Consider the following 10,464-nt stretch of genomic DNA (forward strand, 5'->3'; position numbering starts at 1 on the left):
CTTTGGAAATATGCACATGCGATCTCAACTAAAAATTCATCGCTTGAAGAAGCAACTCAATAAGCAATCAAAGCAGGTCGCTGCTGAAACTAAAGCTTAAAGGCCATATTTGATGTTAGAGTTACTGTTCTTACTTTTGCCCATCGCAGCCGCTTATGGTTGGTATATGGGTAATCGTAATGCTCAGCAAGAAAAACAAAAGCAATCACACCAGATCTCCCGCCAATACGTGACGGGTTTGAACCTATTACTGTCAGACCAATCTGACAAAGCGGTTGATCACTTCATTGAGTTACTTCAAGTAGACAATGAAACCATCGATACTCACTTGGCTTTGGGCAACTTGTTCCGCTCAAGAGGCGAAGTCGACCGCGCTATTCGTATTCACCAAAATCTTATCTCTCGGTCTGGGCTTACCCTCGATCAAAAAAACCTCGCATTGCAACAATTAGCTAAAGACTATACGGTCTCAGGCTTTCTTGATCGCGCAGAGAAAATTTTTGAACAGCTTGTAGAAGAGCCTGATCATAAAGAAGGCGCTTTACAGCAGTTGGTTGCCATTTATCAGCAAACGCGTGAGTGGAATAAAGCGATTCATTACGGGAATATCTTAGTTAAGCTGAGCAAGAAGAAAATGAAGACGCGTGCGATGGTTGCACACTTCTGGTGTGAGCTTGCGATGCAAGAACAAGCCGACGGCAACCGCCCTAAAGCGCTTCAGCACTTCAAGAAGGCCCTTTCAGAAGACCCTAAATGTGTTCGAGCCAGTATTGCTTTAGGAAAATTCTATTTAGCCAATGAAGATTATCACAAGACAATTACTTATTTAGAGTCAGTTCTCGAGCAAGATATCGACTTCATTAGTGAAGTCCTGCCAACGCTTGCTGAGTGTTACCACAAACTTGGACAAGAAGCGCAGTTGGTCGAGTTCCTTAAAGCGTGTATTCAGAAGAAAGCCGGTGTTTCCGCTGAGTTGATGCTGGCTCAACTCGTTGCCGACCATGAAGATGTTGGCTCTGCTCAAGAGCTACTGACAAAGCAGCTTGTTAAAAACCCAACCATGAAAGGTTTTTATCGATTAATTGATTATCACCTAGAGGAAGCGGAAGAAGGTAGAGCCAAAGACAGCTTAACAACGCTTCAATCTATGGTTGGTGAACAACTCAAGGTTAAGCCTCATTACCGATGCCGTCAGTGTGGTTTCTCAACTCACTCAATGTATTGGCACTGCCCTTCATGTAAGGGGTGGGGAACGATCAAGCCTATTCGTGGGCTTGATGGTGAATAGATTTGTGGTCATTTTAAGACCAAATTATTAATTGCAGCTTTCGGGCTGCATTTTTATGACTGTTATTTATGGCCTGATTGGTATAAATATTTTGTAGAAAGTTAACTGCGTTAGGAGATGAAATGAACGACCAAAAAATCATTGTAGCATTGGATTATGATAACCAAGCGGATGCGTTAGCCTTTGTCGATCGTATTGACCCAGCATCTTGCCGCCTAAAAGTTGGCAAAGAGATGTTTACTCTGTTTGGCCCTGAATTTGTTCGTGAATTACATAAACGTGGTTTCTCTGTGTTTTTGGACCTTAAGTTCCACGATATCCCGAACACATGTTCAAAAGCGGTACGTGCTGCCGCTGAGATGGGCGTGTGGATGGTGAACGTACACGCGAGCGGTGGCGAGCGTATGATGACGGCTTCTCGTGAAATTTTGGAACCATATGGTAAAGATCGTCCATTGTTAATCGGTGTGACGGTACTAACCAGTATGGAGCAATCTGACTTAGCGGGTATCGGTCTGGATCTAGAGCCACAGCAACAAGTGATGCGCTTAGCGTCTTTGACTAAAAACTCAGGCCTAGACGGTGTTGTATGTTCTGCACAAGAGGCTTCTTTGCTCAAAGGTGCACTTGGTCAGGAGTTCAAACTAGTAACTCCAGGTATTCGTCCTGTAGGCGCTGATGTTGGTGACCAGAAGCGTATCATGACGCCTTCTAAGGCGATTGAGTCAGGTTCTGACTATCTTGTTATCGGTCGTCCAATTACTCAAGCAGCAGACCCTGCATCAGTACTTGCTGAAATCAACGGCACGCTAGCTTAAGCTTATCATTAAGTCGTAATTCCAATAAAGAAGGCCAGCAATTTGCTGGCCTTCTTATAGGTGTACTAAATACAGAATTGGTCTGGAGTAGACTTGTTCTAAACGGCTTAAACCGGAGCGCCACTATGAAACTTAAAGTCGCTGTCTTCTGAAGTGATAAGTTCTGCTTCAACTTGCGCAAAATGAGCAATACGCTCAGAGATATCTTTCCCTGCGATTTGTTCCGCGAGTTCAAGATAGTCTTGATAGTGACGAGCTTCTGAACGAAGTAGAGATACGTAAAACTTTTCCATGTCTTCTTCTAAGAAAGGAGCCAGTTTAGCAAAGCGTTCACAAGAGCGAGCTTCAATAAATGCACCAATAATAAGCTTATCAACTAGAGCATCAGGCTCGTAAGTCTTAACTTGCTTGATTAAACCCTTAGCGTAGCGGCCCGCCTCGATCGGTTGATAAGTCACGCCTTTTTTTACCATCAATTCCATCACTTGGTAGAAGTGATGCAGCTCTTCTTTGATCAGCAATACCATTTTATCGATCAAGTCAGCACCGTAATTACAGCCTTCTTTCGCTGTAATTTGCTTTGATACATTACTTTTACCACGTAGAGACTCCAAGTCTCCAATACGACGGTAAGCAAATTGCTCGTAGGGCAAAATCCACTCATTCAGTTGCTTCGCGCTTTCTTTATCTACCGCATATTTACGGATAAGGAACAAAGCACTTTGAGCTGCTTTAAGTTCACAAAGCATGTGATCGCGTAGAATGATATGAAGGTTTTCAGGCTTCTTGGCTTCATCTATCCATGAATCTGGCGTTTCAGCTTTAAGAAAAGAGTGTATAGGGGCTAATAATTCTTGATACATGGTAAGGGCAAGTTTGTTGATAATGCGGGATTTTATCACAGCTTAAGAGATCCCCCTATACGGAGAAAGGAAATTCCACAGGTACAAAAAAGGCCGCTAATTTAAATAGAGCGGCCTTTAAGTGTTGAGTTAGAGCGTTACCATTTTTTCTTCTGACCGAATAGAGCATCCATGTCATCTTCACGCTCTTTCGATTCCATCTGCTGTAAATCTTCTGCGTTTTTATTTAGGCGCTTCTGATCAAGATCGTCAAGCATCTGTTGTAGCTTGTCTTTCGCTTGATTGGAGTATGCGTCGTTTTTAGTGGCTAATGCATCGATGCCTTTGCGCAACAGTTGAATCGCTGTGCCAGGCTGTCCACGAGATATCGAGTCATTTGCACGTTTGATAACATTCTCGATGTTGATGCGAATTTGGATTGTTTCTAAGCGAGCGTTTTCAACCACAAAAGCTTGAGTATTAAAACGTCCTTTATTGTGCTCGTTACGAACCGTGTCACGCAAGCGTTTAACTAGCTTAAGCATCATGATTGCTTGCTTGTCACTACTAGGCATGCGAAAAGCGGTGCTTTCGCCCCCTTGGTGGTTCTCTTTAAGCTGAGTGATTTGTTGCTTTACGCTTTCGATGCGTTGGGCAAGCTGCTTATTTTTAGGATCGAGTTCATACATATTAACTAATGCATCAAGAATTCGATTGTTTAAGCATATAAGAAGATCTTGGCTAAACGGCATGTGGTGAGCATTGCCAATTAACTCTTCTGTTCCATCTATAATGGTTAGATAACGAGAAGCTTCCTGTTTCTTCGTTGTTTCTACCTTAACTTTGTATTGAAGCATGATGTTGTAGCCTAAAACCAACACCAAAAGCACGGCTACCAAGGCGATTATTAAACCAATATTCATATATTTGTGTCTGCTTATTGTTTTCTATAGCTAACTAGAGAGGATACACGATTCCATTGTGTATAGGCACTTGTAAATTACAATTTTTGATTATCTCTTGTTGAGCGCAATCGGCAATCAAAATTTACTAACTAATGTGTGAGAATGAGGAGTGGCTTACAAAGCGTCAGTGATGTTTTTATTTGTTACGCTTTAAAAGCTCGATATTTCTGTCATTTTAGTTCTCGAAGCGTTATAACTATTAATTATATTACACGAGACTATAACGCTCTATTTGCAAATAAGTTAGCGCAGAAATGAGTAAAGGATTACGAGGTTAGATATGAAGTTACAGCAACTGAAGTACATTGTTGAGGTTCTAAACCATAACCTAAATGTTTCAGCGACAGCAGAGAGTTTGTACACATCTCAGCCCGGCATAAGTAAACAGGTTAGATTACTTGAAGACGAGCTAGGCATTCAAATATTTGAGCGTAGCGGTAAGCATTTAACTCAGGTTACACAAGCCGGTGAGGATATTATTCGTATCTCTCAAGAGATTTTGGCTCGTGTTGAGAGTATTAAAGCGGTTGCGGGTGAGCACACTCATCCTGAGATGGGCACATTGAATATTTCAACCACTCATACTCAAGCTCGTTATGCACTCCCTGATGTTATTAAAGGTTTCACGGCGCGTTATCCAAAAGTGTCGCTTCACATGCATCAAGGTACGCCAAGCCAGATGTCAGAAGCGGTAGCTAAGGGTACAGCGAACTTTGCGATTGCAACGGAAGCGCTACACCTTTATCAAGATGCAATTATGCTGCCTTGTTATCATTGGAACCGTTCGATCGTGGTAACGAAAGATCACCCTCTTGCACAGAAACGAAATATCTCGATTGAAGATCTTGCCGCTTATTCTCTCGTGACTTATGTATTTGGTTTTACTGGCCGTTCCGAGCTGGATACAGCATTTAACAAAGTAGGCTTAACACCGCGTGTTGTGTTTACCGCGACGGATGCTGATGTGATTAAAACTTATGTTCGGATGGGGATCGGGGTGGGTGTAATTGCAAGCATGGCGATTGACCACGAGCAAGATACAGACTTGGTTGCTATTGACGCGAGCCACTTGTTTGGTGCGAGTACCACAAGTATTGGCTTTAGAAAGGGTACTTTCTTACGTTCTTACATGTTCGATTTCATGGAGCGTTTTGCACCGCACTTAACTCGCCCAGTAGTTGAGCAAGCTATTTCTTTGAAATCGAATGAAGAGATCGAAGAGATGTTTAAAGACATCGACTTACCCGTTCGCTAAGGGTCATAGTCTTACCTAGATTCCCAATTCGGCCTGTTTACAGGCCGTTTTCATTTAAGCTCATTTGTGGTTTTATTGCTGGTAGGTTGTCTTTATACAACCTCAATTTGTAACCTTCCTTTCCATTTAGGCCTCTTACCCCTACAATCATCGCACCATAGGGGGAAGCATGCATTCACGATTCAAAATACTCGATTCATTTTTGCTAGAGCACCAGATTTACTGGCGTTCAGAGCCTTTTCACCTATGCCAAACTCACGATCAGCCATGGACAGACGTGAACCTTCCACTTGTCGATTGGTTAGATGGTTTGAGTATTGAACGCATTCAAACGCTAAAAGAACAGCCTCAAGTTCTGATTTCGGAACTTATGCGTTTTCTCCCAGAGTTAGGGAATGCCAATCAACACATCCAGTTTGATAATTCGGCTTTAGTTGGGCTTGATCTTCCGCGCGGTACTGCCGATGGTATTCCCGGCAGAAAGCTGCAACAAATCGTCGCGATGGGTGAGGCTTCATTAGAGCACCATCATGGTAAAGAGTGGCTTGAATGGTGTTCTGGCAAAGGCTTTCTCGGTCGGATCTTATCTCAGCAATCAGATCAAAAAGTCACTAGCTTTGAATGGCAACAATCGTTGTGTGAAAGCGGACAAAAGATTGCAGATGACCAGAAACTAGAGATGGACTTTGTTCAAGGTGACGCGTTTTCAAAAGATGCAGATAGGGTGTTTAACTCAAATCAACATGCTGTTGCTCTTCATGCTTGTGGTGACCTTCATGTCGAATTAGTGAAGAAATCTGTTTCACATGGGCTTCCTGCAGTCACCATTTCTCCATGTTGCTACCACCTTATTCGCGATGAAAGCTACCAAGCGATGTCATCCGTTGCGAAAAGCTCAGCATTAACGTTGAGCAAGAGCGACTTAAGAATCCCGCTTCAAGAAACCGTCACTGGTGGTGAAAGAGTAAAAAGGCACCGTCAGTTAGAAATGAGTTACCGATTAGGCTTTAGCCAACTACTTGAGGGTGAGCTTGGTGTCGACGAGTACATTCCTGTACCAAGCATCAAGAAATCGGAGCTATCCGAAGGCTTTGAATCATTTTGTTGCTGGGCATCTGAAGTGAAAGATATATCGCTGGGTTCAGATATTGATTTTGACTCTTATTTAATTCAAGGCGAAGCGCTTTTCTGGGAAATGGAAAAGCTGAGTTTAGTTCAACAAGTCTTTAGAAGACCTTTAGAGATATGGTTGGCCTTAGATCGTGCCATTTATCTGCAAGAACAAGGTTATCAAGCTTCGATTGAAGAGTTCTGCGAACGTAGTGTAACGCCAAGAAACCTATTGATTCATGGGGTTAAGATCGAGCGCTAGCGGTAAACAGCACTGGTACGTGTTTTTACGATCTAACATCATGAATGCAAAATAAAGCTATAAATACAAAAAAATGATAAATACAAAAAAGCCAGCGCGACATAATGTCGTACTGGCTTTTTGTTTAATGTGTCTGAATTAACTGAACGCTTCAACGAGAAGGTTATTGCATTCAGTTAGCCATTACATCATTAGTTAAACATCGCGATTGCTTCTGCAGGCGCTACGTATTCTAGGTCAAAGCTTTCTGCAACTTCTTTACAAGTCACTTTACCGTGGATTATGTTTAGACCTTCTAGGAAACCTTCATCAGATAGAAGTGCTTCGCGGTAACCTTTGTTCGCTAGCTTAACAATGTAAGGAAGTGTTGCATTGTTTAGTGCGTAAGTAGAAGTACGAGCAACGGCACCTGGCATGTTAGCAACACAGTAGTGAACTACGTCATCAACGATGTAAGTTGGATCGGCGTGAGTCGTTGCATGTGAAGTTTCAAAACAACCACCTTGGTCGATTGCAACATCAACAACCGCTGAACCTGGCTTCATCTTAGCGATGTGATCTTTTGTAACAAGTTTAGGAGCGGCTGCGCCTGGGATTAGCACTGCACCAATCACTAGGTCAGCTTCTAGAACATGCTTCTCAATAGCGTCTTCAGTAGAATAAACCACTTTTGCGCGACCTTGGAATTCTTCATCAAGACGACGAAGAGTATCTACGTTGCGATCAAGAATGGTTACATCAGCGCGAAGGCCAACAGCCATACGTGCTGCGTTAGCACCAACAACACCGCCGCCAACAACAACAACTTTTGCTGGCTCAACACCAGGAACGCCGCCAAGAAGAAGACCACAACCACCGTTAGATTTCTCTAGTGTTTGTGCACCTGCTTGAATAGACATGCGACCAGCGACTTCAGACATTGGTGCTAATAGTGGCAAGCGACCCATATTATCTGTTACAGTCTCATAGGCTACGCAGACAGCTTTGCTCTTGATCAGCTCTTCAGTTTGTGGAAAATCTGGTGCAAGGTGTAAATAGGTAAATAATATTTGCCCTTCGCGAAGCATAGCTCGCTCGACAGCTTGAGGTTCTTTAACCTTTACAATCATTTCTGCTTTCGCGAAAACGTCAGCAGCAGTAGGAAGAATGGATGCGCCTACAGCGATGTAATCATCGTCTGAAAAACCGATACCATTACCGGCATTGGTTTCTACAAAAACTTGGTGGCCGTGTGAGATTAGTTCTCTCACGCTAGCTGGGGTCATACCAACGCGGTATTCGTGGTTCTTGATTTCCTTAGGTACGCCAATGATCATCCTGACTCCTCATTTTATTTTGGTTGTTTTATCTATGTGTAGGGTAATTCTGTCGAATTAATATCTAGTATAGATATGTTTAAGTAAAATTTGATACTGAATATTAAAAAGTTGTAGTATATTTTTTTGCAAGGAAGTAATAAGGTGGAATAAAAAATGGCAGACAATTATAAGAAGCCGTCCAAGGAACTAGATCGTATTGACCGCAACATTCTTAATGAGTTGCAAAAAGACGGTCGTATCTCAAACGTTGAACTCTCAAAACGAGTAGGACTTTCTCCAACTCCATGTCTTGAGCGTGTTCGTCGTTTAGAGCGTCAAGGTTACATTACTGGGTACACAGCATTGCTGAACCCACAGTACCTTGATGCTTCACTTTTAGTGTTTGTTGAAATTACGTTGAACCGTGGTGCGCCAGATGTGTTCGAACAATTCAACACCGCTGTGCAGAAACTGGATGACATCCAAGAGTGTCATTTAGTGTCGGGTGATTTTGACTATCTTCTAAAAACACGTGTATCTGATATGGGTGCTTACCGTAAGCTACTGGGTGATACGTTACTTCGTCTACCAGGCGTAAACGACACTCGAACTTACGTTGTAATGGAAGAAGTGAAACAAACCAATCAACTTGTGATTAAAACTCGTTAATCACAATTGGTGAAATGAAAGAAAGCGGACATTTGTTCCGCTTTCTTGCTTTCTGGAATTGGGTTTTTCTGTTTGATATGGTTAAATCAACAGTAGTTTCATTGAAACGAGCGGCTATTGCCGCTCGAGATGTTTTTATCCCGTTTAATTATTAAGTTGGTTTATGTTCAAGCAGAGCAGTAATAAAGTAGAAACAATCATTAAAACGAGTGAAGAGCCTCAGTCTCCTCGTTTAAGTGGTTCTCAACGTCTAAAAGAGTGCAGCCTAATTCTAGGTGTTCTCTTCTCTATTCTACTTGCCGTTGCGTTATTAACTTTTAGCCCTGCTGACCCATCATGGTCGCAAACGGCTTGGGGTGGTGATATTCAAAATGCAGGAGGCTACGTAGGTGCATGGTTGGCGGATACGCTTTTCTTTGTGTTTGGTTCTTTAGCTTATCCTTTACCTATCTTGGTGACGGTTGCTGCGTGGGTATTATTCCGTAAACGTAATGAAGATGAGCAGATCGATTTCATGCTGTGGGGTACTCGTTTACTTGGACTGATTGTCCTTATTCTTACTAGCTGTGGTTTAGCGGATATCAACTTCGATGATATTTGGTACTTTTCATCTGGTGGTGTAGTCGGTGATGTATTAACAAGTCTTGCACTTCCAACGCTGAACGTTCTGGGCAGTACGTTGGTTCTTCTTTTCTTATGGGGAGCTGGCTTTACCCTATTAACGGGCATTTCCTGGTTAAGTATTGTTGAATGGTTAGGCGAGTGTGCAATCAAATCCTTTACGTCAGCCGTTAATAAGGCGCGCGGCCAAGATCAAGAGCTGCTTGAACCTCAGTTAACAGAATCGGCAGACCGCGATTTAATCGAAGAACGTCATCAAGAGCCGAGTTACCGTGATGTTCCTGCTTTAGAAGATAACAAAGAATCAAAAGAGCATGATCTACTAGATCCTGCGATGAGCTTCTCAGCGACCAATGAGTCTTCAGGCGAGGCTACAAATGCGCTAGACAGTGCCGCGTCGCCGAAGCGCCATTACAATATTCATATGCCTGTCGATGCGCCAGCGAAGCAAGACGCTTCAGCTCAAGAAGTGTCTGATATTCAACGTCAACCTGAAGTTGAACCTGAGCCGATCCCTGCTGCGCCTGTTTACCAAGCGCCAGAAGAGCCTTTGGAAGAGGGCATTGAGCGCTCGAAGCAGTTGAATGCAACGATAGAGCAGCTAGAGAATGCTGCAATGTATGAAGATGATCTAGCGGCTCAAGAGCAAGTTGACGCACATGAATCTCAGGTTGCGTACCAACAATACATGCAAAACGAACAAGCGGAAGTTAGTCCAACTCATAGTGATTTTGATAGTGCTGAAACAGCAACGGATAGTTCCTCTGAAGTCGAGGGTGAACTCGGTGCAGAAGACGTTCAGCCTGAATCTTTATATGCTTCGCCAGTGGATGAAACAGAAGAAACAATCGAAGAAGGTTCTTCTGTGCAAGCATCTCCGTTTGATATGGCGGAAGAGCAAGATGAACAAGCTTCAGTGTTCCAACCTGTATCGATTGAAGATGTTAATACTGAGCAACAAGAGCCTTTCGCTGCCCAGCAAGGTAATGCGGAGTTTGAACAAGCTAACGAACAAACTGAAGAGCTTGCTGTTGATCTTCCATGGGAAGAGGTCACGGAAGATGAGTCTGCGCACCAAGACCAAGACCAAGACCAAGACCAAGATGTAGCAGCATTCCAAAATCTGGTATCTGAAGCGCAAGCGAATATGGCGGCGACACAAAACCCGTTCTTGGTACAGCAAGATGTGAATTTGCCCAAACCTGCCGAGCCATTGCCAACACTTGAGCTGTTGTTCCACCCTGAAAAACGTGAAACCTTTATTGACCGCGATGCACTAGAGGCGATTGCTCGTCTTGTTGAATCGAAGCTAGCGGACTACAAGATAAAGGCAGAT

The 10,464-nt window shown here is 43.1% G+C and carries 9 protein-coding genes; 6 read left to right on the forward strand and 3 right to left on the reverse strand.

Going from position 1 to position 10,464, the window contains the following annotated elements; all coding sequences use genetic code 11:
• Nucleotides 1–112 precede the first annotated feature (112 nt).
• Together lapB and pyrF are read left to right on the forward strand one after the other, a co-directional pair.
• Nucleotides 113–1,288, forward strand: a complete 1,176-nt coding sequence (gene lapB / locus MED222_RS01180) for a lipopolysaccharide assembly protein LapB (RefSeq protein WP_009848862.1) — start codon at nucleotides 113–115, stop codon at nucleotides 1,286–1,288.
• Nucleotides 1,289–1,410: 122 nt separating this feature from the next.
• Nucleotides 1,411–2,106: an orotidine-5'-phosphate decarboxylase gene (pyrF, locus tag MED222_RS01175; protein WP_009848861.1), complete on the forward strand. Its 696-nt coding sequence runs from the start codon at nucleotides 1,411–1,413 to the stop codon at nucleotides 2,104–2,106.
• 107 nt (nucleotides 2,107–2,213) lie between these two features.
• Here pyrF and miaE read toward each other — a convergent pair whose 3' ends face one another.
• Both miaE and MED222_RS01165 read right to left on the reverse strand, forming a co-directional pair.
• Nucleotides 2,214–3,008 (reverse strand): tRNA isopentenyl-2-thiomethyl-A-37 hydroxylase MiaE, encoded by a 795-nt coding sequence (miaE, locus tag MED222_RS01170; RefSeq protein ID WP_012604394.1) that lies wholly within the window; start codon nucleotides 3,006–3,008, stop codon nucleotides 2,214–2,216.
• 98 nt (nucleotides 3,009–3,106) lie between these two features.
• Nucleotides 3,107–3,871 (reverse strand): hypothetical protein, encoded by a 765-nt coding sequence (locus MED222_RS01165; protein ID WP_009848859.1) that lies wholly within the window; start codon nucleotides 3,869–3,871, stop codon nucleotides 3,107–3,109.
• A gap of 322 nt (nucleotides 3,872–4,193) precedes the next feature.
• On the opposite strand from MED222_RS01165, the gene cysB reads away from it, so the two are divergent.
• Nucleotides 4,194–5,168, forward strand: a complete 975-nt coding sequence (gene cysB / locus MED222_RS01160; protein ID WP_009848858.1) for an HTH-type transcriptional regulator CysB — start codon at nucleotides 4,194–4,196, stop codon at nucleotides 5,166–5,168.
• Nucleotides 5,169–5,337: 169 nt separating this feature from the next.
• On the forward strand, nucleotides 5,338–6,540 hold the full coding sequence (locus MED222_RS01155; RefSeq protein WP_009848857.1) for a methyltransferase: 1,203 nt from the start codon (nucleotides 5,338–5,340) through the stop codon (nucleotides 6,538–6,540).
• Between the two features lie 191 nt (nucleotides 6,541–6,731).
• Here the strand turns inward: MED222_RS01155 and ald are convergent, their stop codons facing one another.
• Nucleotides 6,732–7,856 (reverse strand): alanine dehydrogenase, encoded by a 1,125-nt coding sequence (ald, locus tag MED222_RS01150; RefSeq protein ID WP_009848856.1) that lies wholly within the window; start codon nucleotides 7,854–7,856, stop codon nucleotides 6,732–6,734.
• Nucleotides 7,857–8,012: 156 nt separating this feature from the next.
• On the opposite strand from ald, the gene lrp reads away from it, so the two are divergent.
• Complete coding sequence (lrp, locus tag MED222_RS01145; protein WP_004734558.1) at nucleotides 8,013–8,507, forward strand: leucine-responsive transcriptional regulator Lrp; 495 nt, start codon at nucleotides 8,013–8,015, stop codon at nucleotides 8,505–8,507.
• A gap of 163 nt (nucleotides 8,508–8,670) precedes the next feature.
• A partial coding sequence (locus MED222_RS01140; protein ID WP_009848855.1) for a DNA translocase FtsK 4TM domain-containing protein occupies nucleotides 8,671–10,464 on the forward strand: 1,794 nt, incomplete at its 3' end.

The organism is Vibrio sp. MED222, assembly GCF_000153005.1.
GTDB lineage: Bacteria > Pseudomonadota > Gammaproteobacteria > Enterobacterales > Vibrionaceae > Vibrio > Vibrio tasmaniensis_A.

Bases quoted from the DNA above. Each gene is read 5' to 3' on its own strand.
- lapB (WP_009848862.1), top strand. From the start codon at position 113: ATGTTAGAGTTACTGTTCTTACTTTTGCCCATCGCAGCCGCTTATGGT.
- pyrF (WP_009848861.1), top strand. From the start codon at position 1,411: ATGAACGACCAAAAAATCATTGTAGCATTGGATTATGATAACCAAGCG.
- MED222_RS01165 (WP_009848859.1), bottom strand. From the start codon at position 3,871: ATGAATATTGGTTTAATAATCGCCTTGGTAGCCGTGCTTTTGGTGTTG.
- cysB (WP_009848858.1), top strand. From the start codon at position 4,194: ATGAAGTTACAGCAACTGAAGTACATTGTTGAGGTTCTAAACCATAAC.
- MED222_RS01155 (WP_009848857.1), top strand. From the start codon at position 5,338: ATGCATTCACGATTCAAAATACTCGATTCATTTTTGCTAGAGCACCAG.
- ald (WP_009848856.1), bottom strand. From the start codon at position 7,856: ATGATCATTGGCGTACCTAAGGAAATCAAGAACCACGAATACCGCGTT.
- lrp (WP_004734558.1), top strand. From the start codon at position 8,013: ATGGCAGACAATTATAAGAAGCCGTCCAAGGAACTAGATCGTATTGAC.